At 53.9% G+C, this 24,408-nt stretch carries 19 protein-coding genes; 8 read left to right on the forward strand and 11 right to left on the reverse strand.

Going from position 1 to position 24,408, the window contains the following annotated elements; genetic code table 11:
- Positions 1-386: 386 nt before the first annotated feature.
- On the reverse strand, positions 387-905 hold the full coding sequence (locus tag K1V27_RS04855) for a Ros/MucR family transcriptional regulator (protein WP_258928431.1): 519 nt from the start codon (positions 903-905) through the stop codon (positions 387-389).
- Positions 906-1,383: 478 nt separating this feature from the next.
- Here K1V27_RS04855 and K1V27_RS04860 point away from each other — a divergent pair, with 478 nt between their 5' ends.
- From K1V27_RS04860 to K1V27_RS04875, 4 genes are all read left to right on the forward strand, one after another.
- Entirely contained in the window at positions 1,384-2,109 is a 726-nt protein-coding gene (locus tag K1V27_RS04860) for a glutamine amidotransferase (protein ID WP_258928432.1), read from the forward strand.
- Between the two features lie 141 nt (positions 2,110-2,250).
- On the forward strand, positions 2,251-3,942 hold the full coding sequence (locus tag K1V27_RS04865; protein ID WP_258928433.1) for a glutamine--tRNA ligase/YqeY domain fusion protein: 1,692 nt from the start codon (positions 2,251-2,253) through the stop codon (positions 3,940-3,942).
- A gap of 83 nt (positions 3,943-4,025) precedes the next feature.
- The gene (rpsA, locus tag K1V27_RS04870; protein ID WP_258928434.1) at positions 4,026-5,231 is read left to right on the forward strand and encodes a 30S ribosomal protein S1; all 1,206 of its coding nucleotides are present in this window, start codon (positions 4,026-4,028) and stop codon (positions 5,229-5,231) included.
- A gap of 23 nt (positions 5,232-5,254) precedes the next feature.
- Positions 5,255-6,232: a hypothetical protein gene (locus K1V27_RS04875; RefSeq protein WP_258928435.1), complete on the forward strand. Its 978-nt coding sequence runs from the start codon at positions 5,255-5,257 to the stop codon at positions 6,230-6,232.
- Positions 6,233-6,369: 137 nt separating this feature from the next.
- Here K1V27_RS04875 and K1V27_RS04880 read toward each other — a convergent pair whose 3' ends face one another.
- On the reverse strand, positions 6,370-6,759 hold the full coding sequence (locus tag K1V27_RS04880) for a response regulator (protein WP_258928436.1): 390 nt from the start codon (positions 6,757-6,759) through the stop codon (positions 6,370-6,372).
- A complete protein-coding gene (locus K1V27_RS04885) occupies positions 6,734-8,950 on the reverse strand; it encodes an ATP-binding protein (RefSeq protein WP_258928437.1) in 2,217 nt (738 codons plus the stop codon). Before K1V27_RS04885 ends, K1V27_RS04880 begins: the two co-directional genes overlap by 26 nt.
- Before the next feature lie 353 nt (positions 8,951-9,303).
- On the opposite strand from K1V27_RS04885, the gene K1V27_RS04890 reads away from it, so the two are divergent.
- On the forward strand, positions 9,304-10,110 hold the full coding sequence (locus tag K1V27_RS04890; protein ID WP_258928438.1) for a M48 family metallopeptidase: 807 nt from the start codon (positions 9,304-9,306) through the stop codon (positions 10,108-10,110).
- A 257-nt stretch (positions 10,111-10,367) separates the two neighbouring features.
- Here the strand turns inward: K1V27_RS04890 and K1V27_RS04895 are convergent, their stop codons facing one another.
- The 6 genes from K1V27_RS04895 to K1V27_RS04920 all read right to left on the reverse strand — a co-directional run bounded on the left by K1V27_RS04895 (position 10,368) and on the right by K1V27_RS04920 (position 18,715).
- The gene (locus tag K1V27_RS04895) at positions 10,368-12,512 is read right to left on the reverse strand and encodes a flagellar assembly protein A (RefSeq protein WP_258928439.1); all 2,145 of its coding nucleotides are present in this window, start codon (positions 12,510-12,512) and stop codon (positions 10,368-10,370) included.
- A gap of 414 nt (positions 12,513-12,926) precedes the next feature.
- Positions 12,927-13,841 carry an ABC transporter permease gene (locus tag K1V27_RS04900; RefSeq protein WP_258928440.1) on the reverse strand — a complete coding sequence of 305 codons (915 nt, stop codon included), beginning with the start codon at positions 13,839-13,841 and terminating at the stop codon, positions 12,927-12,929.
- A gap of 6 nt (positions 13,842-13,847) precedes the next feature.
- Entirely contained in the window at positions 13,848-14,951 is a 1,104-nt protein-coding gene (locus tag K1V27_RS04905; protein ID WP_258928441.1) for an ABC transporter permease, read from the reverse strand.
- 12 nt (positions 14,952-14,963) lie between these two features.
- Positions 14,964-16,679, reverse strand: a complete 1,716-nt coding sequence (locus K1V27_RS04910) for an ABC transporter ATP-binding protein (RefSeq protein WP_258928442.1) — start codon at positions 16,677-16,679, stop codon at positions 14,964-14,966.
- A 20-nt stretch (positions 16,680-16,699) separates the two neighbouring features.
- Entirely contained in the window at positions 16,700-17,755 is a 1,056-nt protein-coding gene (locus tag K1V27_RS04915; RefSeq protein ID WP_258928443.1) for a BMP family lipoprotein, read from the reverse strand.
- A 447-nt stretch (positions 17,756-18,202) separates the two neighbouring features.
- On the reverse strand, positions 18,203-18,715 hold the full coding sequence (locus K1V27_RS04920; protein ID WP_258928444.1) for a MamS/MamX family magnetosome protein: 513 nt from the start codon (positions 18,713-18,715) through the stop codon (positions 18,203-18,205).
- A 344-nt stretch (positions 18,716-19,059) separates the two neighbouring features.
- Between K1V27_RS04920 and K1V27_RS04925 the strand changes: the two genes are divergently transcribed.
- The 3 genes from K1V27_RS04925 (at position 19,060) to K1V27_RS04935 (ending at position 21,942) form a co-directional block, all read left to right on the forward strand.
- The gene (locus tag K1V27_RS04925) at positions 19,060-19,857 is read left to right on the forward strand and encodes a tRNA (adenine-N1)-methyltransferase (RefSeq protein ID WP_258928445.1); all 798 of its coding nucleotides are present in this window, start codon (positions 19,060-19,062) and stop codon (positions 19,855-19,857) included.
- A gap of 292 nt (positions 19,858-20,149) precedes the next feature.
- Positions 20,150-20,488, forward strand: coding sequence for a P-II family nitrogen regulator (locus K1V27_RS04930; protein WP_258928446.1), 339 nt, complete (start codon positions 20,150-20,152; stop codon positions 20,486-20,488).
- A gap of 59 nt (positions 20,489-20,547) precedes the next feature.
- Entirely contained in the window at positions 20,548-21,942 is a 1,395-nt protein-coding gene (locus K1V27_RS04935) for an ammonium transporter (RefSeq protein ID WP_258928447.1), read from the forward strand.
- Between the two features lie 131 nt (positions 21,943-22,073).
- Here K1V27_RS04935 and K1V27_RS04940 read toward each other — a convergent pair whose 3' ends face one another.
- The gene (locus K1V27_RS04940; RefSeq protein WP_258928448.1) at positions 22,074-23,168 is read right to left on the reverse strand and encodes a two-component system sensor histidine kinase NtrB; all 1,095 of its coding nucleotides are present in this window, start codon (positions 23,166-23,168) and stop codon (positions 22,074-22,076) included.
- A 66-nt stretch (positions 23,169-23,234) separates the two neighbouring features.
- Positions 23,235-24,323: a 3-dehydroquinate synthase gene (aroB, locus tag K1V27_RS04945; RefSeq protein WP_258928449.1), complete on the reverse strand. Its 1,089-nt coding sequence runs from the start codon at positions 24,321-24,323 to the stop codon at positions 23,235-23,237.
- Positions 24,324-24,408 lie beyond the last annotated feature (85 nt).

The raw sequence follows: 24,408 nt of genomic DNA on the forward strand, positions 1-24,408 counted from the left end.
AACTTTTTCAAATTTCAGCGATAATGAATATGCCACAGGTGTGGAGATGAAATCAATTCCATCTTTGCTCAACGGGTTATCGGGTACAGGCTCCAGGGGGGCGGTCAAAGGAAATGTGAGATGCAACGCTGGTGCACATCGTGATGCACTGCTCAAGAACAAAGGCAAAGCCATTCGCAGGTCGTGACTATCGTTTGTCGAGCAGTATCCGGCACCACAAACAAGACCATGCTGTTGCAATGAGAGGGGTAAATGGCACAGCTTTGCGGCAGGGCATGCCGAGGTTAATTAATTTGAAGGTGCCGTCGGTCGTGCGGTCATTGTTTTAACCGCTTGCATCGACGGATGCCGCGCCGCCTTATATGTCCACATCCAATCCAGGTTTATTATCCTGACCGTCGTTTGGCTTCCCGGAGGATTTTGAGTTTCTCTCCGAGACCTGTTTCTTTGGCCCTTTGTTTTCTTTTTTCGGTAAGAGAACGGGCAGTAAGAGGCTGTTTTGCGGGAAGGCGATACTTTTTTCGATATTCCTGAGGGGTTAACCCGTGGATGCTGAGATGCGTGTGCGATATCTGTCTGAATCTTTGTCCGCATTCCAGGCAGATAATTCTGTCCTGCTGGATTGAATCCATCGGTCTCATTTCGGTAGATGCTTTCGGTGTCTGCTCCTCTTCAGATTCAGAGCGAACCAATTCAGACAAAGGTAAGGTCTTGCTTTCCGCCGGTGTCACCGGTGCTTCGGCCTCGCTTCCCTGCAGTTCTCTTCGGGTTTCCATATCTTTGAGTGCCCTCAGCGCACAAAATGTATTATTTAAAACATCAACGATTTCGTCCGCGGACATGTCACGATGGGACAGCTGAGCCGTAAGAATATCTACAGTCATCTCCGTCAATGATCTTGCCATGGTAGTACTCCTTTTATACTTTAAGTTGTATTACAAAAAACATATTAATAGTCTTGTTTCAATGACAAAATATAAATCTTAATGCTGATAAGCCCGGTGCTGTTTTTAAGCATTAGCGCGCTGATTCCCTTTTATACCATAAGGAGTGAGGTGCACCATGTTGCACTCGTCCGAAAAAGATTCTTTATTTCAATATTCTTAAACATTTATTATAACCCAGCAAAACAGCCTTAAAATGTTATTTTTCCAAAACTCGGTGAAGCGGCAAAAATGTTTTATTCTGCCCGATGGCAGAGACAACTGACTTTTTGCTTTCCTCAAGCTATACTGCCAGCTTCACATTACGGTTCAGAGGGCGGCGCCCCTTTCAGCCGTTACGAAATGCGCTGCGTTCTGAAAATTTTACTGATCAGGATTCCGGGACTGTGCCCGGCGGGCACATGTCTCATTCTTGGGCGGTTGCCCTGCGGTGGTGAACATGAGACCCGTGTTGATAATCAAGGTTGGGAGGACCTTGCCTTCACTTGTCGCCGGCCGCGGCGACTTCGACGATTGGATTGTTGCGGCGATGGGGATTCCACCGGAGCAAGTCAACATCGTTGAGGTGAGTAACGGTGAAACACTCCCGGATTACCGCGAAATATCCGGCATCGTGATCACTGGTTCCCACGACATGGTCACCGACCACCTGGGCTGGAGTGAATATGCGGCAAAGTGGTTACCCGGTGCAGTGGATCGCCGCATTCCAACGCTTGGAATTTGCTATGGGCATCAATTACTGGCCTATTCTCTGGGGGGAAGAGTTGCCAACAACCCGCTGGGAAACGAGATTGGAACAGTTGCCGTGAGGCTCGACGAACTGGCACAAGATGATCTGCTGCTGGGTGGAATGGGCAGTCAGATCAGGGTTCACGTGTTTCACACGCAATCGGTTCTGGATTTGCCTCCCGGCGCCAGGGGATTGGCCGAAAGCGATTTGGACCGGCTCCAGGCTTTTGTCGTCGGTGATCGGGCATGGGGCGTTCAATTTCACCCCGAGTTTGACGCTGACATTGTTGTCCATTATATAAACCATTACCGAGAAATCCTTCTGAGGGAAGGAGCAGATCCGGATGCCTGTATGAAACAAGTGGCTGATAGTGCCGATGGTTCCCGGATACTAAAAAGGTTCTATAAAATAGTAACGGCCTCCGAAGCGATTTAAGAAATTGTTGGGCTGGATCTTCCAAGGCTGGAATAAGTCGACATCTACCGGTTCCCAGGTAATGTTATGGTGATTTTTTACAGACGCTAATCCTGTTGTGGATATGGTACCGCAAAAAGGGCTGACAACGGAGTAATTACCATGAGCTTGCCAAACGTATCTTCTCCGCCGAATTTCATTCGCAATATGATCCTGGAGGATCTGAAAAAAAATAAAAACGACGGCCGTGTTCACACTCGTTTTCCGCCCGAACCCAACGGTTACCTGCACATTGGTCATGCCAAGTCCATCTGCATCAATTTCGGTCTTGCCAGGGAATTTGATGGGCTGTGCAATTTACGGTTTGACGATACCAATCCAAGTAAAGAGGATGTCGAGTATGTCGAATCGATCAAAGACAGTGTTCGTTGGCTGGGATTTGACTGGGATGATCGCTTGTATTACGCATCGGATTACTTCGACCAGCTGTACGATTATGCTATTCAATTGATAAAAAAAGGGAAAGCGTTTGTGTGCGATCTCAGCCCCGAGGAAATCAGGGAATTTCGAGGCACCCTCACAGAACCCGGCAGAAATAGCCCCTACCGTGATCGTTCGGTGGAAGAGAATCTGGACCTTTTTCAACGCATGCGGGCCGGAGAATTCAAGGAGGGTTCGCGCGTTCTCAGAGCCAAAATAGACATGGGATCGGGCAACTTGAACATGCGCGACCCGGTGATATATCGGATTTTGAAGGTATCGCATCACAGAACCGGTGACAAATGGTGCATCTACCCGATGTACGATTTTGCTCATGGTTTGAGCGATTCACTGGAAGGGATAACGCATTCCATTTGCACCCTGGAATTCGAGGATCATCGTCCACTCTACGACTGGTTTCTTGACCAGTTGGGGGTGTTTCACCCGCAGCAGATCGAGTTTGCGCGCCTCAACTTGACCTACACCGTGATGAGCAAGCGCAAGCTGCTGAAGCTGGTGCAGGAGGGTCACGTCCATGGTTGGGACGATCCCCGCATGCCCACGCTGGTGGGTTTGCGCAGGCGGGGTTACACGCCGGAGGCGATTCGGGTTTTTTGCGAGCGGATCGGTGTGGCAAAAAGGGACAGCGTCGTCGACCTTGCGCTGCTGGAGCATTGTTTGCGAGAAGACCTGAATCTTCGAGCGCCGCGCGTGATGGCCGTACTCAGGCCCCTGAAAGTGGTGATCGAAAACTATGCGGAAGATCTCGTCGAAGAGCTGGAAGCCGTGAACAATCCGGAAGATGCCGCCATGGGGACGCGCAAGGTGCCGTTTTCCCGGGTGCTCTATATCGAACGTGACGATTTCATGGAAAATCCTCCCAAAAAGTTCTTCCGCCTGGCCCCAGGTCGTGAAGTGCGGTTGCGTTACGGTTACTACATCAAATGCGTGGACCTGATCAAAGATGAGACGAGCGGCGAGCCTGTGGAGCTCCGTTGCACCTATGATCCCGCAACCCGCGGTGGTTGGTCGCCGGATGGCCGTAAGGTGAAAGCGACTCTCCACTGGGTTTCTGCCGCCCATGCACTTAACGCTGAGGTGAGGCTGTACGATCGACTTTTCACCAAACCCGATCCGTCTGAGGAAAAGGATGTAGACTTTCAGTCCCTGTTGAATCCCAACTCTGTGGAAGTGCTGAAACGCTGCAAAATCGAGCCGAGTGTTGCTGCGGCGGCACCGGGGAGTCGTTTTCAGTTCGAGCGCCAGGGTTATTTTTGCGTCGATCCGGACTCTTCCAATGACATTTTGGTGTTTAACCGGACCGTGCAGCTGCGCGACACCTGGGCCAAGATCATGCAGGCTGAAAAGAAGTAAACGTTGCGGCCGGGCAAGAAAAGCAGGCATTTGTTTGAGGGAAGATTTGAGATTGAACGATCGATAGAAAAGGGTAGAGCAGGATGGAAGTGGACAAGAATAAGAGAGAAGACATGGATGATGAAGGCAGTTTCGCCGAGCTGCTGGAAGGAAGCTTTGTCGGCGCGCAACGACTACGACCGGGACAACGGGTGAAAGCCGCCATACTCAAGATTACCTCAGATTGGATATTCCTTGATTTGGGCAGAAAGAGCGAGGGCTATCTGGCCACCAAGGAGCTGCTTGACAAAGAGGGAAACATCACGGTCAAAGAGGGCGACATCATTGAAGCCTATTATCTGCCGAGAGAGGATCAGGAACAATTGTTCACGACCAAACTGGGAGGAGGTGAGGTACAGAGCAGTTACCTGGAGGAAGCCTGGCAGAGCGGAATACCTGTTGAAGGATTGGTTGAAAAGGAAATCAAAGGCGGATTTGAAGTCAAGATTGCCGGCAATATACGGGGATTTTGCCCTTATTCCCAGATGGGCCTGCAACGGGTTGAAGATCCCAAGGTGTACGCCGGTGAGCGACTGTCCTTTAAGATCACGGAATTCAGTGAGCGAGGGCGCAACCTGGTTCTTTCCAACCGCATGGTTTTGGAGGAGGAACGCCGGCGCCAGAAAGAATCCCTCAAGGCAACCCTGCACGAAGGAATGACGGTAAAAGGAGTCATTACCTCCATTCGAAACTTCGGCGCCTTCGTCAACATTGGCGGCGTGGAAGGGCTGATTCCTATCTCCGAAATCAGCTATGCAAGGGTGGAGGATGTGCACGAGTTCCTGGCGGTTGATCAGGAGGTAGAGGTTGTTGTTACCCAGCTGGATTGGGACAAGGAACGTTATAGCTTCAGTTTGAAGAAGGCTTTGCCCGATCCCTGGCAAGACATATCAAGCAAGTACCCGGAGGGATCGCAGCACACCGGGGTGGTTGCACGCCTGACCAACTATGGTGCGTTCGTTACATTAACGGACGGGGTCGACGGGCTGATTCATATCTCCAAGCTGCGGGGAGAAAAACGCATCAATCATCCGCGTGAGGTCCTCGCTGTGGGGCAGTCCATCGAGGTGAAAATTACCGCAGTGGACGAGGAGAACAAGCGCCTGTCTCTCTCTCCGGCGGCGGGCGAGCACCAGGAGAAAGCCGCTGAAGCCGATGAAGTCAGGAAATTTGTGGGACAGGCCGGCGGTTCCATGGGAACCCTGGGAGATCTCCTCCAGAATAAGCTCGCCAGCAAAAAGCCGACATAACTCCGTACGAGGTACGCTTTGCCATGCTGGTCTACGCGGGCATCGATGAAGCCGGTTACGGGCCCATTTTGGGTCCCCTTGTCATAGTGCGCAGTGTCTTTGTGCTGGAAAATTATTGCTCGTTAGATGAGTGTCCATCGTTGTGGGCTCTCCTCAAGTCAGTTGTTTGTAAAGATTGTGCGGACAAAGGTCGCCGCATTGCCATAAACGATTCCAAATTGCTCTATCGACCAGCTGGAGGAGTGCAACATTTGGAACGGTGCATTCTCAGCTTTCTTGGGGCAAATGGCTGCAACCCCGAGTGCCTGGATGAGTTGCTGCGAAAACTGGCATTTGATGAGGAATCCATGATCGCTGTTCAACCCTGGTACGCAGGCGCAGGCGACACTGCAAGTCTGCCGGTTGCGGTCCAATGTTCAGATCTTCTGGCAACCTCCCAACGGTTGGCGGAGGCCACAACAAGGCTGCGAATCCGGTTGGCCGATGTCAATGCCGCTGTGGTTTTTGAAGATCGATTTAACCGCCTGGTTGCTGCCGGCGGATCTAAAGCTATGTGTGCCTGGGAATTTGTCAGCGGTCACCTGCGATCAATATGGAACCAATTTCGGCAGCACCCAATCTTCGTTACTGTCGATCGTCAAGGGGGAAGAAAGTATTATGCAAACTTGCTTCGAACCACATTTCCCGAAGCGACACTGGAGATTCTTGAAGAAGCGGATCGGACCAGCCGTTACCGGATAGCCTCTGGGGATGGATCCATGCACATTATTGTACAAGTCAAAGGCGACATGTTGCATCTGCCGGTGGCCTTTGCTTCCATGACTGCCAAGTACGTTCGAGAACTCTTGATGATGCGATTCCAGGCATTCTGGAAAACCCATGCGCCGGGAGTGAAGCCGACATGCGGCTATGTTAACGATGGTAGGCGGTTTCTGCGGCAGATAGAACCGTTCATGGATAAACTGAACATTGATCCTCAAACGCTTGTCCGCAGTTGCTGAGAAACAAGTGTCTGATCGAGCTTTCTCTTCAATCATTCAGCATGGAGCTTGAAGATTGCAGCCTCCCGTTCGGGTGCTTCGTTGAGCTCCGTTTTACTCGGCCTTGATTTCTCCAACACCTTCCGGTCAGTTGCATGCTATCCTTCCGGATCAGTTTGGCTGGCAGGCAGATAACGGACGATCTCGGCGACAAATGTTTCCGGATCAATGGGTTTTTCAATGTAGCCGGTGGCGCCGGCCGCCAGCACCCGTTCCCGGTCTCCGACCATTGCGTAGGAAGTCACGGCAATGATGGGAACGCCATTGAGCTCATCATGTTTTGTCAGTTCTGCAGCCACGGCATAGCCATCCATTTCCGGCAGCTGGATGTCCAGCAGTATGGCCTGGGGATTCGTGTCCAGCGCCTTCTCAATGCCTTCTTTGCCGTCTCCCGCACCGATCACCTCGAATCCGCTTTTTTCCAACAAAAAGCGCATCATGTAAAAATTCTGTTCGTTGTCTTCAATGATCAGAAGTCTTTGTTTCACTGCAGGCCTCCTGGTTCCTGGGAAAGCGTATGGTGAATGTGCTGCCGCTTCCCCATTCGCTGGTAACGCTGATGGATCCGTTCATCATATCCATGAGTTTCTTGCATATGGAAAGCCCCAGCCCGGACCCCTCATGCTTCCGTGCCAACCCGGTGTCAATCTGGTGGAAAGGTTGAAACAGCCCCGACAGCTGTTCCTGTTTGATCCCTATGCCGGTGTCGGAAACCGCCACAATATAGTGATCCATTTCGCCGTCACAATGGATGTGGACATGTCCCTTTTCCGTGAATTTTACGGCGTTGTTCAGCAGGTTGAGGAAAACCTGTTCCAAACGGCGCTGGTCGGCACAGACCGTCGAAACATCGGGAGCGATGTGCAATTTCAGCTCGATCCCCTTCTTGGCCGCTTGCGGCGCAACCAGTTTGACCGTTTTCTCGAGGGATGATCTCAGATCAAAGGATGCACTGGCAAGTTCCAGTTGCCCCGCCTCGATTTTAGAAATATCGAGCACATCGTTGATGAGCGCCAGCAGGTGGCGGGCGCTGCTCTGCACCATGGACATTTGTTTGAGCTGTTCCTCGTTGAGCGGGCCTGTCAGCCCTTGTAGCATGATGCCGGTGAAACCGATGATGGAGTTGAGCGGGGTGCGCAACTCGTGGGACATGGTAGCCAGGAAGGCGGATTTGAGCTGGTCGGCCTCCTGCGCTCTTTCCATGGCTACCGCCAGTTCCTCGGTCCGCTCGGTGACACGCTGTTCCAGTTGTTCCGAGTGATGTAGAACCTGTTCATACAAGCGCGCGTTTTCGATGGCCAACGCTACCGGGCCGCAGATATCCTGAACCAATTTGAGTTTGAGCTCACTCGGTCTTTCGTCGGTGCACGAGTAAACACACATGACGCCGATGACCTCGTTGCGCACCTGCAATGGAAAAGCAGCGTGAAACCGCATCTCTTCGTTGCCCTGGATCAGGGGGACAGTCATGCCTGCCGGTGCTCCGTCCCAATGGATGCACGGTTTCCCGCCAAGCACGGCCGCTGCGCACAAGCATTCGCCGATTCGGGTGGAGCTGCTCGAAGAAACAGGTATTGGCCCCGAGGCAGTTACCGACGTTCCCGGTACGAGCCGTTTACTGTCCCGATCCAGCAGGCATAAAGCGCCTCCTTCAAGTTTGGTGAGTGCCAGTGCCCCGCGCAGTGCGCGCTGCAAAATTGCCTGCAGGTCGAGCTCCGTGGTGGTCGCTCGAAGCGTACGATCGATGATGGCCAACTGTTTGTTGCGCTTAGATAAATCCCGGGTGCGGGCATTCACCTGACGCTTGAGGATGACGCTCCCCATCACGCTCATGAACAAAATCAAACCGGTGGCCAGCCCTATTCCCAAAAGCCATGACGGAAGCTTTAAGCGAACCTGTTCGGAGGTCCATCGTTTAAGCGACTCATAGTAGACAGATTGGGCGTCGCTCTTGAGGTTGACGAGGTGGGCGTCAATGGCTGCGAGCAGTTGCCCGGACTGGTTTTTCGGGCCTGCAAAGAAAAGGTCCGACGGGTTGAATATTACCGCGGTGTCTTCCAGCCCCGCCTTCTTGGCATGCATCAAGCCATAAAAACGATTGGTAATGGCAGCGTCGGCTTCTCCCTTCGCCACCATCGCAAAAATCTTTCCATAGTCCGGTGCGGAAATGAGGCTGATGCTCAATCCGAAGCTGTCGGCAATCTTTGCAAACGCGTCCTGTTGAACGGAGCGTTCCAGCACCACGACTCGCTGTCCATCCAAATCCAGTATCGATCTGATGCCGCTGCCCTGGCGTGCGTAAACCTGAAACCAGGAAGAAAGGACGGGCACCTTGTGGAAGGAATACATCGTCTCGCGTCCAGCGGTGTGGGCCACATCGGGCATCAGGTCGATTTCTTGGTTCGCCAGACGATCCAATCCCTCTCCCCAGCTGCCCGGTATGTATTGCAGATTCCACCCCTCGCGCTCCGCTATGTGCTCGATGACGTCAATAAAAATGCCGGCAGGACGACCGGATTGATCGGTGAAGACCTTGGGCGCGTTCTCATAGACGCCCACTTTCACAATTCTTCCATCGGCCCATACCCGCGGGGTGTACGAATGCAGAAAAGGCAGGAAGATCAGCAGCAATCCGGGCAGGACTCGGTTGAGCCAGGCGGAGATCCGTTCATTTGCCATCCACGACTCCTGTTGGACGAAATCATCTGAGTTTTTCGACCGCGCAAAGCTCACCGCCGAAGCCAGCGCGCCGGCCGTGATTCGGCTTTCGTGCGTGCACGGGCAGGCGAACGGGAAGGGAATTGAATCGATCAGTGATTGTTGGCCGTACCCCTGAACTGATCGACAGCATAAGAATACACAAAAATTGGTAGATGAAAAACACTAACCCGGTGCGTGGTAGCTCCTGCAAAATTTCCATTGAAATCGCAACGGGTGCTGCTTAACAATATGAACATCGCTACATTCGTTTAGGTTGACAATGACAGGCCGATAATCTTTTTTCCCTGAATCATGAATGCAAGGAGGGTGTTATGCGATCCAAGGCAACGATTTTCATGCTGCTGTTCACCACATTGTTGCTCTTTTCATGCGAGACTGTGCCCATTACCGGCAGGCAGCAGCTCAACCTGATTTCTTCGCAAGAGCTCAATGCCATGAGCTTCAATGCCTACAACGACTTTTTGTCTAAGAACAAGGTGGTCCAGGGAACAGAAGGTTCTCAGATGGTCCAACGGGTTGGATATAAAATCCAGCAGGCGGTGGAACAATATATGAGTGCTCAGAATATGGGTGATCGTCTGCAGGGTTACAACTGGGAATTCAATCTGGTCGAGGATCCGAGCGTCAACGCATGGGCCATGCCGGGAGGAAAAGTGGTGGTGTACACCGGCATGCTGCCGGTCGCGCAAGATGAAGCCGGCCTTGCGGTCGTCATGGGACATGAAATTGCTCATGCTGTTGCAGGGCATGGCAACGAACGCATGAGCCAGCAGTTGCTCACCCAGTTGGGGGCGACTGTGCTGAGCACGGCCCTGACCAAGTACCCTGCGCAAACTCAGAACCTGTTCATGGCTGCCTTCGGAGCGGGATCACAGGTGGGCATTTTGCTGCCTTACAGCAGACTGCAAGAGTCTGAAGCGGATCGTTTGGGCCTCATCTTTATGGCTATGGCGGGGTACGATCCAAACGTGGCTCTGGGTTTCTGGCAAAGAATGGCTGAGGATAAGAAGGGCGGAGCTCCTCCCGAGTTTTTGAGCACGCATCCGGCCAGTTCGACACGCACAGAAAATATCAAGAACTACATTCCCGAAGCCATGAACTATTATCGGCCAGGCTAGCGGGTGTCCATCCGGAACCCCAATGCCTATTCTGCTGGGTTTCGTACTTCAACCCAGCCTACTTGGAAGCTGGAATCATTTTCTTGAACAGTATAGTTGGTGAATCCGCAAGAAGGCAGAAAGCCGCTGCGAGCGGGCGAGCCGAGCAAGGGAAAATGACACCACAGGGTAGAGACGCACAAACAGGCTGCAGACATCTCAGTGAGGAAGGATCGTGGCAGGTTTAACGTATTCCTTCGTCAAACCATGTGCGGGCGCTATGATCTCAGAGGTCGTGCCGTTATGCGCCAGTCGTCCATACCGCCCTTGGAGGTCTCACGGCTCTCCCGTATGACCACTTTCTGCAGTTCCTTTGTGAGCCTCGTACAGGCATGAGCAGTCCGGATTTGCGTCCCTGCCAGGACTGCCCCATAGACCTTCACGACCGGCAACGGTGGGCTTTCTTTTGCCCAGGTACTAAGCGATTCAAATCTCTGGGTTAGCTCGTTGTGCAGGTCCTTGAGGGATACAATTTTCTCTTTCACATCTGACATCCTGGCTTTAACCGGTGCACACCTTTTGTCTTGAATGTCATTCATTTTTCTTTCAGCGTCCCGGAAGGTGGATTGAAAATAGATGGTGGAGAACTTCACCTGCTCTACGTGAGCCGGGTTATTCACCGACTCCAGCTCTTGTGCCTCCTCTTCTAGGGATCTCAGCTCGCGTAGGATGTCCTCCTGTTTTTGAATCAAACGCCCCATCTTAATTTCCATCCGCTGGCGGAAACCATTGAGTTTCCGCAAAGCATTTTCAGTTCGAGCGATTTTGCGCTCACTTGCCCTGATAAGGGCCTTTAGTTCTGCCAGCTGGACCTCCAACTGCGCGGCTATCCCGACCACCAGTCGGCAAGCCCGGGATTGCTCTGATCCTATTTGCTTCGCCTCAATGCCGCGCTTGGCTTGCACCATTGATGAAAAGATCCTGCCGCACCTGACAAAACATGTGCCGCAGGAAGCTACCGTGGAGTCTATGATGCTCGATTCAACGAGAACATCGCCCATGGCCTCAATAGTCGCACCCTGAATAAATTTTGCCTTTACATTGCCTTGCGTCTTGACGGTCGCACCAATTATCCCGTCCTTCACCACGACGTCGCCGGCAATCTCAATTTGGGCCTTTCTGATTTCTTTGGCGGAAAGACTCCCTCCCTTGACCCGAAAACCATCTTCGACGGTGCCGTGCACGCAGATACTGCCGTCAAAGTCGATATGGCCGGTTGCGAGATTGACGTCTCCCTGCACCACATATTCAGGTTCCACCACAAGTCTACCGTCTATGCTGATTTTGGGCCGCCCTGGCCGCCTTGCCCGAGCCTCCAAACCGTCTTCACTGAGAATGACTCCCTCTGCGCAATAAAGGCGCAATTTTTTCGGCTTATAAACCGGAGTCTTGAGACCGTAAATGTTCAGACCGTCCTGTCCCTCGACAGTCGGGATCAATCGCGCCAAAATTTCTCCTTCGTTGACCTGCGGCACCTCACCACGGTCCTTGAAGTCAATGCGCTGGCCGCCTTTTACCGCACCAATCCTCAGAGGATCGGTCTCGAAGAAGTATTCGATGCTGCCATCTCTGCCTTCCACGGGTGCTTGACCTCGAGCCACTTCCAAAATCCTCTCGCCTGTCTCCGGTTGATCGAGAAATTCGGCGATGCGACTTTCTTCAACGATGCCGTGAGCGATGCCATGCGACTCAAGTAGTGCAAGAACCTGCTCGACGGTCAACCCGCTGGCGTGCGGACTTTTCAGTAGCAGAAATGCCTGCAAGCCGTCGTCCGAGACGCGTAACTCGCTTTCCGCTCCAGCAAATAAGGTCAACTCGTTTGCACCCAAAACCGAACCCTGTCCATGGGAAGGCTGGCAGTCAACGGCAGCGACATACCCCCGCTGGTTGGCTTGCCCCTTGTCCCTCTCGGTTTCTGAGTGCACAGACGCTTCCCTGCTGCTATTGGCCGGCGGGTGCATCTCAGCCCGCTGTTCGGATGGGACTCTTTCCTGTTGCGCCAGAATCTCAGAGAGACGGCAAATGCGCCGGAACTTTCGAAACCGGATCTCTTGTTCATGGAAAGCAGCTGTCACCTGATCTGGAGAGCAAAGACCTCTCTTCAGAAGATCTTCGACAGACCGTTTGTCCTGTTCTCTTGTCATAAGAAAGGATCTGATCTGGCAGACACACTGCAGCTGTTTTTCGGTCACGATTCCCATCTGCAGAAGCACAGCCCCCAAAGGCTCCTCAACTCCCTTGGTCTCCTCCCTGCGGGCAACCGCAAGAGCCGACAAAACCTGTTCTTTCGTTGCCAGACCATACTTCAGCAGCAGCTTGGCCAGCATCTCGTGATCTTCTTTTGCTCTGTTTCGCTGAATCATTTTCTAAATTCCTTCAGCAACTTGCCTGGCTTCCCAGCGAGATCCCGAGAGATCTTCTGGTCTGCAGGTTAAATTGATACTGCCAGAGTCGAAGGTTGAGCCCGGACCTGTGGAGATGGGGAGAAGAAGCGGCGCAGCAGATGCGATTCAGCCATCGGTAGTGCCTTCGCTCTAATAAATCGACTTATTAGAGCGATTTCTTTAATAAAATCTTTTAAGGGCGGGTGCGCTTTCGTGCAAGCGTGCAGACAGTCGGCCGTCCTGCTGACCGGGGTGCTTTGATCTGATCTTGGTCGCGTTCCCAAAGGATGATCAACGCTTCAAAACAGCAGCAATCCTGCCTAAAGAAGTCGATGAAGGAATAAAGTGCACAGTCGAGGTCGATAGGGCACACGATGGAAACGCGGACCCTGGCTACAGGCGCCCCAGGGAGGAAGGAGGTCGGGTTTTGCCGATTTGCAGGGTCAGCACGGCCAGGCAGACCAGGTATGGGAGGGCCAGGAAGAACTGATGGGGAAGGTTTGCCCAGGAGACCGCCAGCCACTCCGAAAAAGCTTCGCTGAAGCCGAAGAGAAGCGCCGCGAGGAGTATCCCCAAAGGCTTCCAGCGGCCCAATATCAACGCAGCGATGGCCAGGTAGCCACGTCCCTGCGTCATGTGTTCGACGAAGGCGGAAAGCTCGCCGATGGACAGGTAGGCGCCACCCATCCCTGCCAAAGCGCCCCCTGTTAGGACAACCAGGGAGCGCATGAGGGTGACCGGCAACCCCGCTGCTTTTGCAGCCAGTGGGTTTTCACCGCATGCTTTGATGCGCAGCCCCCAAACGCTCCAGCGAAAGAAAGCCATGGTCAGCAGACTGAGAGCGATGGCGAGCGGAGCAAGAATCGATATTTCCCCTGAGGTCCATGCCGGCCCGTTGTCCACGAAGGGCAAGCTTTCCGAAATGCACTGTCGCAACGTTGGGAGTTTGGCAACAGAGGGTGAAGTGCCGTAGACTCCAAAAATCTGGTTCAAGAGAACCCCGGTGGCGCCGGCGGCCAGCAAATTCAAAGCGATGGAGCTGACAATCTGGTTGGTTCGAAACTTGAGGCAAGCCAGGCTGTGCATGAGCCCTATGAGCATGCCTCCAAGGGCGCCTCCCATGAGGCCAAGCCAAGGAGAGCCACTGACAAAGGCCAGCCAAACCGCCAGGAATGCCCCTGTCAACATCATGGCCTCGAGAGCGAAATTGATCACCCCGGCAAGTTCGGAAATCATGCCACCCATGCACGCCAGCAAAATCGGTGTGGTTTTTCCAAGGGTAACAAGAAACAATTGAAAGGCGGCCATGGTGAATCATTGCCTGGTTTGTTCGGGGTAGCCGAAAAGATGCCCCAACAGTGAGCGCCGGCGGGTTCTGCCCGGAACGGGCAAGCGCACTCGACTGGCCACTGTGATGAGCAGCAGGGCCTGCAGTACCAGGATGGTGCTCGGTGAGATGCCGAGCGCGAGTTGCAGCCACTTGTCTGCGGCGCGCAGGCTGGCAATCAAAAGGGCACTCAACCATGTCCAACCGGGGACATTGTTGACCAGAAATGCGACGGTGATGCCATCGAAACCGTAGCCGGGTGAGAACGCTGCATAGAAGCGGTGGTGGACCGCCGCCACTTCCAATGCTCCCGCCAGCCCGGCCAATGCACCGCTTAACAGGAAGGAGCGGGTTTGCCGGCGGTTTACTGGAATGCCTGCTGCACGGGCAGCAAGTGGATTGCTCCGGCAGGCGCCGGCTTCATATCCCCCGCATGTTCGGTAGAGCCACACATGCACCAGGCACATGGCGATTAAAGCCGCCCAGGGTGCGGCAGTGACCCCTATGGTTCCGACCGAGCAAACCGCACGCCAGGTACTCTCAAGGGGTATTTCGGCCGTACGCGCCATGGCTGAGCCGTCGCCGAGCGGGCCTCGCGCCAGATAGTCCGCCAGGTATATGGCGACGTAGTTCAGCAGAAGAGTGCTCACCACTTCGTGTACCCCGCGTTTTTGCCGCAACCACATCGCCGGAAGCGTCCACAGGGCTCCCGCTAAAGCCCCCACAAGGACAGTCAGGGGCATCAGCAGCAATCGAGGCAGCTGCGAAGCCGTGAGGGCAAAGCATGCTGCGCTCAGCGCCCCGAGAGTCAACTGCCCTTCGCAGCCGATGTTCAGGAGACCGGCCTGATATGCAACGCTCACTGCCAGACCGGTGAGAAGTAATGGAGTCAATTTGCTCAAGGTGGCCGCAGCTGCATTGGGGCTTCCCCACGCTCCTTCCCAGATGGCCGAAATCAGCTCGAATGACCCGGTACCAAGAAAATAGGCCAGAATGATACAAAACAGCATTCCCGCCATCAACGCGTAAAGCGTTGCAACCAGGGGCTCCAGTTGCTTAATGATGGGGTGTTGGTTTCTTGCAATGGACATAGGCGCTCTCAGTTACTCGGGTGCACCGAGCATCCACTGTCCGAGCAACTCGCGCTCGGCTCGATGGGTATGCGTCACTCCCATCAGTCGCCCCCGGTACATGACGCCAATGCGGTGACTGAGTGACAAAAGCTCCTCCAGGTCATAGGAAAAGATTAAAAAAGTGACCCCAGCGCGGATCAACGATCGGATCCTCCTGTGAGTTTCCCGTTGGGCGTGTATGTCCAGTCCGCGGCACGGTTGCTCGAGTAGCACCATCTTGAGAGGCTCCGTAAGGGCGCGCTCGAGGATCACCTTCTGTTGATTCCCACCTGACAAGTCGGACAGAGGTTGTGTGATGTTTGTATAGGCCACCCGGCTAAGCTCGAGCCGGCTCTCAGCCTTTTGCATGATGCGCTTTTTGTGCAGCCAGCCCAAAGTCTGGTTGGAAGGCCTGCGTTGGAAGCCCAGCAAGAGGTTTTCCCATAGCGACAACTCGGCCAGAGCACCTTCCTCGAGGGAATTTTCCGGCAGCCAGCGGATGCCCATTTCTAGACGTGCGGCAGTCGGTGTATTGGTGATATCGTGGGCGCCCAGCCTGATTGTTCCTGCGCTGACGCGGTGCATGCCCGCCAACAGCAGCGCCAGAACCCGCTGCCCGTTGCCCACGACTCCAGCCATGCCAAATATTTCTCCTTCCCGAAGCTGCAGGCAAAAGTCTGTAATTCCAGGTTCCTGGTGGACAGATTGGGCTGTTACCGTTTCCACACTCAATATTGGAGGAGCCTCGGGGGGCAGTTCGCTGGAAGGCTGTCCGAGCATTGCCTCCCCGCCGTTGCCCGTCATGTCGACAAATTCCGGATCGGAGTCTGCGGCAGGCGCCGTTATCCAGCATTCCTGATCCTTCATGGATTCCGGCCGGGGTCGAGATGATGGGCTTGACGCATTCTCGGACAAGCTCCCGGCGATTCGCCCGGGAGAGAGGTAATTGATCCCGTCTCCATTCGGGACTGCCGCATCGTCGCCTGCGGGCACGAGGAGGGATGCGATTTGTTGAGCGGAAGTTTGGTCTCTTTGCCAGGTGCCTGCCAATTCACCGCGGCGCAGAATCGTGATGCGGTCTGCAATGGCGAAGACCTCCCGCAGCCGGTGAGTGGTCAAGATGATTGTATGTCCCTCTGCCCTGAAGGCGCGCAGCAGCGCCAACAACCTTTCTATTTCCGCGGGAGCCAGAAGGCTGCTCGGCTCGTCGAGGAGCAGAATCCGCGCCCCCCGGTAAAGGAGCCGCAAAAGCTCCATTTGCTGTCGATGGGCAAAGGAAATTTCATCTGCATGCACATCCAGCGGCAGGTCGAATCCGAAAGAGCAACAAAGTGCTTCCACCTTTCGCCTGGTTTCTTTTCTGTTGAGTACGCCCCATCTCCTGACTTCGGCTCCCACAACGATGTTCTCCAACGAGGTCAGTTGCGGGAAAATGAGAAGTTGTTGCTGGACCATGCCAATTCCGGCTCGCAACGCCTCTTTGGGGTGTTTGAAAGCGACGGGTTTGCCATCAAGGTGGATGTTGCCTTCATCCGGCTGAACCAGTCCGAACAGGATTTTCATCAAGGTGGATTTGCCGGCCCCGTTTTCCCCCACCAATGCATGGATTTCTCCCGCCGCAACAGCCAATGTCACTTGCCGGTTTGCCCAAAGCTCGCCGTATCTTTTGCTGATACCCTGCATGAGAATAAGGGGGGGTGCACTCAAATCACGTCCTTAGGGCCGGGCTACAGTTCAGGAATTTGAAAGTCAGCGAGTTCGGCATCGCTTTTGGGTACCGAGATTTTGCCTTCTTTGAGAAGCCTCCTGGCTTTGTCGATCCACTCCATGTCCCGGGGTGTGAACAGCTGCTGCGAATATTTCATCGGAGAAAGGTCTATGGCTCCTTGTGCAGCACCCAGCCAGTGATGACCCGGTTCAAATCGACCCTGTACGATGCCTTCGATGGCCTGATAGATGGCGACGTCCATGCGCTTCAATGTACTCGCCAGGATTTTTCCCGGCATTTCCGCATCCATATCGAGATCTTCGGCAATGAGGTAAACGCCCTGCCTGTCTGCTATGGCCTCCATCACACCTATGCCCGTGTTGCCGGCAACTCGAAAAATCACGTCCGCGCCTTTGGCGATTAATGCTTGAGCCAGGGACTTGCCTTTCACCGGGTCGTTGAACGAACCTGCGGAAACGACAATGACTTCTATCGCCTTGGCGCGTTTTTCCTCGGCGGTTTTAACGCCGCTTTTAAACCCATTGACGTAGGCTTTCACCGGAGGGATATCCATGCCGCTCACGACTCCCACTTTGAGTGATTTGGTGAAAAGGCCAGCCACCAGGCCAGCGAGAAACCCCCCTTGCTCGGACTTGAAATCAAAGCTGGCAACATTTTCTCCGGTGACATCTCCTTCGATATGGATGAATCGGGTCCCAGGAAAACCGGGTGTCACTTGCTTGAGCGCATCCACAAACAGATACCCCAGAGTGACCACCACATCCGCGTTCTGGGCGGCAAGCGTGATGTTCGGCAGGTAATCCGCCTGCTCTCTTGCTTGCACAAAGCGGGCTTTCAGTGCAAAATCCTGCTTGGCTCTCAGCACCCCTTGCCAGCAGACATCGTTGAATCCTTTGTCGCCAAGACCGGCTACATCGGTCAAAACCATGACTTCTAATGGCGGATCCGGGAAAGCGACAGCGCTGCCAGATGACAGGGCGGACACCCGGGTAACAAAAATCAATAGGACTGTTGCAAGTATCCTGACAGCGATTCTCCGCGCAAAGTTTTCCATGCAGCGTTCTCCTCCTCCTGATAGCCCCCGGTTTGCATCGTCAACACCAGAACCCTTTGCCCGTTTGGTTCTTGCTTGTCGCAGCTGCAACGATCATGAGTCCAACGATGCGGGCCTGACGCCCCGGGCGTCACCCGATCCCGCCTTCATAAAACAACTACGCTTTAAAGTGCAAAGGTTATTCAAAGGGGATGTGGGCATCCCATTGCGGTCCGTCTTGTAGGGAACATTGGTCCTTTTGGCAGTCGGCCCACTTGGGACGGCTGTTGGGCGGGTGGCCGAAAAAGCGCTACTTGAGGGGTGCTTCATGATCAGCTCAGAGCTTGATTCGGGGCAGACCAGGACGGTCCGCCCCCGCCAGTTGGAGAATCACGGTGGAGGTCCGCAAGCTTACGCTTGTTATACAGACATGTTGCGAACAATGCCGTTCACCAGGGAAAATGCCGGCTATTCATCGGGAGTCGGCTGCATCTCCTTTGCCAGTTGCTCCGGCGTCATGGTCCAGAAGGGAGTGCCGTCGCTGGTCAGTCGAACCTTCAATTCTACATTTTCTCCTCTGCTCTTGTTCTTGACCTTTGAAGCCATAAAGACCTCTTGCCCGTCGATGTCCGCCCAGACCCCTTTTACCTTGACTTTATCGCCTTTCCTGAGGCCGACGCTGTCCATTTTAACAAATGATTTTGGTCCCAGGTGTACTTTCACCAAGTCTCCGTCCTGGTCCTCGACGATTATGCCGACACCGGGTGCCATGCCGGATAGCGGAGTGATGTCAATGACTTCCTGAAATACCCCCCGAAAGGAGTCCAGTTCATTGACGTTATAGTGACCGTTGTATTCGCTGCTTTCCTCCCATCCTTCCAGTCCTGGGTCTTCGGCTGAAACGCTGCGAGCATTAAAAGCAATCAGACAAACCAGCGTCAGGGAGACAAACAACAAGAATTTGCAATTCCTTAACATCATATCGCCTCCTATTTGCGAGAAACATTATCCGATGCGCACACCTCAAAACCTCATCATATTACCCATAAAAATATGAGCCGCAAAAGACTTTGGCAAATCCAGTATAGCAAAAAATCAGATTGACTTTAAGGTTTCCTATTCTTTATGGTGCAATGCTTTTGGAAGAAGGCACCTGCAAGCAATTGACAGCCCTTTCTTTGCGGTAGGTGTTCAAGCTTGGCAGCTTGCCGCTCAGGAAGACAGCAGATCTGTGTTTCTCTCAGAAGAACAGTTTTGGGAAGCCTATGGCTTTTTTGGAACTATCCGTGAGTGAGCATGGTTCCTGACAGGAGATGCGGCCAATCATGACAGTTTTCCGTCCCGATGAATGGGTGTTGCTGACCACGCAAAAAGGAAAATCGTGGCTCGTTCGGATCGAGAACGCCCCCTACAGTTCCCACCTGGGAACCGTCAACATGATGGATGCGGTGGGGAAAGAGGAAGGCGAATTTCTCGAAACCAACAAGGGCGTTAAACTGTTTCTCCTGCGTCTCACCATGGAAGATTACATCTTCAAGATGAAGCGGCAGACCCAAATCATCTATCCCAAGGATTTGGGGGCCATCATCATTTATGGAGATCTCCAACCCGGTTTGACCATCCTCGAATCGGGGGTCGGCTCCGGTTCTCTCTGCCTGGCGCTGCTGCGGGCGGTGGGCGAGCGCGGCAGGGTCGTATCCGTGGAAAAGCGGGAAGAGTTCGCTCTGCTGGCAGCTGACAACATCAAGAGGTTTTACGGCTATTCTCCGCCGAATCACGACCTTGTGGTCGCCGATATCCAGCATGTGTGCCTGAAGGTTGCCGCAGACCGTGTCGTTATTGACCTGCCCGAACCATGGGGAGCCATTAACAAAGTCACACCATTTCTCAAAATGGGCGGCCTGCTGGTGAGCTTGAGTCCCAACGTCGGGCAGGTGCAACTGACTCACCGAGAGCTCAAGACCAATGGATATATCCACATTCAGACCTTTGAACTGCTCAAACGGGATTGGATGATCGACGCCCTGCGAGCGCGGCCGGTAGACCGCATGGTGGCGCACACCGGATTCCTCACCGTGGCCAAGAAAGTAAATCGGGCGACAGCCATGCTTGCCGCTTTTTGATGCCCCATGCGGTGGCCGCACACCTGCTGCAGCCAGCGATCCACCTTCCCTGAAGCATGGCCGTCGAGTTCCTGCCACGTGTTGCACAAAAAAGTTTTCCCGCCCGGAAATACATTCGCTCTTACTACAAAAATGTATCATTATTCCATGAGTTTCCTTCCTCACAAATCATCATAAATGCAATTAAAACAATAATATTCAATTGTTAGAAAATGTGCACGCAGCCTGGCAAGCTTCTTGCCTCATTAGCCGGTCACATTCAACTCTCACAAAAGACGAGGAGGCCAGGAAGATGACGAAGATTGATGCAATCGTTAAACCGTTTCGATTCACTTACGTGCAGGAAGCTCTTGTCAACATTGGCCTGCAGGGTATGACCGTTAGCGAGGTCAAGGGCTTCGGACGGCAGAAAGGGCATAAGGAAATGTATCGTGGCGCTGAGTATCAGGTTGATTTTGTCCCCAAACTGATGCTGACGGTGGTGGTGCCGGACGATCAGGTTGGCGGGGTCATGGAAGTCATTCAAAAAAACGCTCAAACGGGCAAGATCGGTGACGGCAAAATCTTCGTCTCCAGGGTGGATGAGGTGATGCGCATACGGACCGGCGAAATGGGCGCTGACGCCCTTTAGGGGTGATCCTAGAGCCATAACCACATATTTTAGATTTTCGCAGACTGAAAGGAGAAACGATGAACAGCAGCAGGAAGTTGACTATCTTACCGATGATTTTGGTTGCGCTCGCATGCCCGCTGTTTGCTTGGGCGGAGGATCTTACGGCTGCACAGGTGCAGACCCACCTGGATTATGTCTGGACATTGTTGGCGGCGGCTCTGGTGTTTTTTATGCAAGCGGGGTTTGCGTGCGTGGAAGCCGGCTTTACCCGAGCCAAGAATGCCGTCAACATCATGATGAAAAACCTCATGGATTTTGCAGTGGGAAGCATAGCGTTCTGGGCCGTTGGTTTCGGTTTGATGTTTGGTGTATCCGCCGGGGGCTTGATCGGCACCTCAGGATTCTTTCTTTCAGATTTCACCCCTGGCGGCGATCCCTGGGTACTGGCCTTCTGGATGTTCCAGGTGGTATTTGCCGCAACCGCCGCAACCATCGTCTCCGGTGCGATGGCGGAAAGAACCAGATTCACTGCATACCTGGTTTACAGTGTTTTCATCAGCGCCATCATCTATCCCATCATGGGAGGATGGGCCTGGGGCGGCCTGTATCATGGCGGCGGATGGTTGGAGAAGCTTGGTTTTATTGATTTTGCAGGGTCTACGGTAGTGCATTCGGTCGGCGGCTGGGCGGCTCTGGCTGGGGCCATTGTACTGGGACCGCGCATCGGCAAATATGATTCCCAGGGCCGCCCGCGAGCTATTCCGGGTCATAACCTGCCGCTGGCATCCCTCGGCGTTTTCATTCTGTGGCTTGGGTGGTTCGGCTTCAACCCAGGTTCCACAACTGCGGGCAGCAAAGACATCGCAATGATTTTTGTGAACACGAACCTGGCCGCGGCCGCCGGTGTCGTATCGGCATTGGCGGCTATCTGGACGATTGCCAGGAAGCCCGATCTGGCTATGGCCCTAAACGGCGGTTTAGCGGGATTGGTGGCAATCACCGCTCCCTGTAACAATGTGACACCAGCCAGTGCGGTGGTCATTGGCTTGTTTGCCGGGATCTTGGTGGTGGGCTCGGTGTTGATCATTGACCGGAGCGGAGTTGATGATCCGGTGGGTGCCATCTCGGTCCACGGTGTGAACGGCGTGTGGGGAACTTTGGCCGCCGCCATATTCCACATGGAAGGCTTCACGCTGCATCAATTGGGAGTGCAGGCACTGGGATGCGCGACCGCTTTCGTTTGGACCTTTGCAACGGCCTATGTCATGTTTCGCATCATCAAGGCTACCATAGGGCTCCGGGTGACCGCTGAAGAAGAGATGGAAGGACTGGACATCGGCGAACACGGCGAGGAAGCCTACCCCGATTTCACGACGGCATCAGATCATGGGGTGGGCAGCGTTTTCGGTTCCAAAACGGCCAGGGAAGCTTTTGGCCACCCCCGAGCGATGGAGGCGGAAGCGAGCAGATAGGGTCGTGCAGTTGAACTTCTCTTGCTTCACATCGCTCTTGCAAACCCATTTTGCCCCCTTATGCAGCCTCACGACTGCATAGGGGGTCTTATTTGATTACTGATCGCGTCAGTGTCGCCTTCGGGCTTGCATCAGGGGATATCGAACGGCAGCGAGATGTAAAAACTTGCACCTTCTCCGGGGATTGAACGAACTTTGAGGGATCCGCCGTGATCCTCGATGATATTCTTAGATATGGCCAGCCCCAGTCCGGTTCCATCACTTTTGGTGGTGAAAAAAGGGTCGAAGATGTTTTCCTGGACTTCAGGGGGAATTCCCGGGCCATTGTCGGCTATGGTCAGGTGGGCTTCTCTGTTGGATGCGCTTGAGCTGATACGAATTTTTCCCTGATCGGGGATTGCTTCTATGGCGTTGACCACGATGTTAAGAATCACTTGTTTGAGCTGGTCCGGGTCGCCTTCGATCATGATGGGGCCGGCGGCCAGATCCATTTGCAGCTCGATGCTGCGGTCTTTCAAGGCCGGTTCCAGCAGATCAAAGGCTTCGCTCAGCAACTGATTGAGCAGCAAAGATTCTTTTCTGCTCGAGGTAGAGGGTCTGGTGATCAGCCGAACACCGTTGAGCAGTTTTTCCAACCTGCGCACCTCTTCTACAATGATGCCCAATTTCTTGCGATCCTTTTCATCTCCTTTCAGGGCATCGCAGCGCGACACCTGTCGGGCGAAGCCACCAATCAGCATGAGCGGTTTGCGGATTTCATGGGCCACATGGGCTACGGCTTTGCCAACATCCGCCAGACGCTCAACAAAACGCACTTCCTTTTCCATCTCTTTTCTCCGGCTTATGTCGCGGATCACAGCCGTGAAATACAAATGACCACCGGTCTTGGAAACCGAATAGGAGATTTCCACCGGAAAAGAGGTGCCGTCCTTGCGCAATCCGTAGCATTCTCTCGCTTTGCCGATAACTCTGGGTATGCCCGTATTCAGGTACCTTTCGACATAGTCTCGATGTATGGTCTGGTGAGGATTGGGGATGACGGGGGATACATCGTGTCCGATGAGCTCTGCACGGCTGAAGCCGAACATTTGTTCAGCGGCCTTGTTACAGAGCAAGACTTTGTGTTCTTCATCAATGGTTATTACGGCATCGCTCACAGATTCCAGAATGTCCCACAAAATGGACTCGGATGGCAGTTTGGCGGTCGAGCGCTTAGGGATGTCCATGGAATCTCCTGGGCCGGCCGTGTGCGGCCGGGGGCTGGCGGAACCAGGCGTTACGGGGAAGATGAACTATCTCAGAGACTGCATCACGCGGTTCAACGCTCGCAAATCGAGCCTGTCATAATCCATCACCTCTCCGATTCTTACCGGAAGGATGAAGTGGAGTGTGCCTGCCTCCCATTTCTTGTCTGTTTTCAGGGCCTCGAGCAGAGCTGCGGGGCCGAAGTGGCTTGGAATCCGGGTGGGGAGTCCATAGACGACACAAAGTTGTTCCAGTTTGGAAAGCACACCCTGATCGATGCATGCCATCTCAACGGATAATTTCGTGGCGACCACCAGCCCCATGGCGACGGCATCCCCATGGGGAATCCGGTAGTCGCTCAGTCGCTCCACAGCATGACCGACCGTATGCCCCAGGTTCAAGACCCTGCGGTATCCTGATTCCTTTTCGTCGGCTTCCACGACCTTGGCTTTTATGACGCAACAGGCACTGACAATCCGCAGCAGAGCCTCCCGGTCGCGTCCCTTGATTTGCTCGGCGTGCGTCTCCAGGTATTTCCAGAGAACTTCGTCGCCGATCAACGCCGTCTTAATCACTTCCGCCATGCCTTGACGAAAATCTTCCTCTGCCAGGGTTTCGAGAAACTCGGGGCTCATCCAGATCAAGTCGGGCTGGTGAAAGGTACCGAGTAAATTTTTTCCTTCCGGCAGATCGACCCCGGTTTTTCCCCCGATGCTGCTGTCAACTTGAGCCAGCAGAGTGGTCGGAATCTGGTAATGGGGGATGCCCCGCATGTAGATGGAAGCTAAAAACCCCACCACGTCGCCCGTGACTCCTCCCCCAACGGCAACCAGCACGCTCCGCCGGTCAGCGCCGGCCTCGACCAGTTGCTGTGCCAACTGCTCGACCGAGCTCAAACGCTTGCGTTGTTCCAGTGCCCCGAACAAGAGCACACGCCCAGTGTTTGTACCCGGCCAGCCGAGGGGGCCGAGTTTCTCGTTCCATATTTCCCACACCCGTTTGTCCCAAATCCAATAGGGCGTGCGCTTTCCGGCATGAGCTTCCAGCGCCCCGGGCAATTCCCCAAGAAGATTCTCGCCCGCAACCAGCCGGGAGATGCGCGCAGGACTTCCCGGCAGCGTGATCGTTTGCTTCATGTTAGCTCCGTTTGACTCAAAGCAGAGGGTTTGCGCGATCGTCTGGTCCTCGAAGAGGACTTTTCCGCTACATCCCGAGTTTTCG

Origin of the sequence: Desulfoferrobacter suflitae, assembly GCF_022603395.1 — a bacterium.
Classification (GTDB): Bacteria; Desulfobacterota; Syntrophobacteria; order Syntrophobacterales; family Syntrophobacteraceae; genus Desulfoferrobacter; species Desulfoferrobacter suflitae.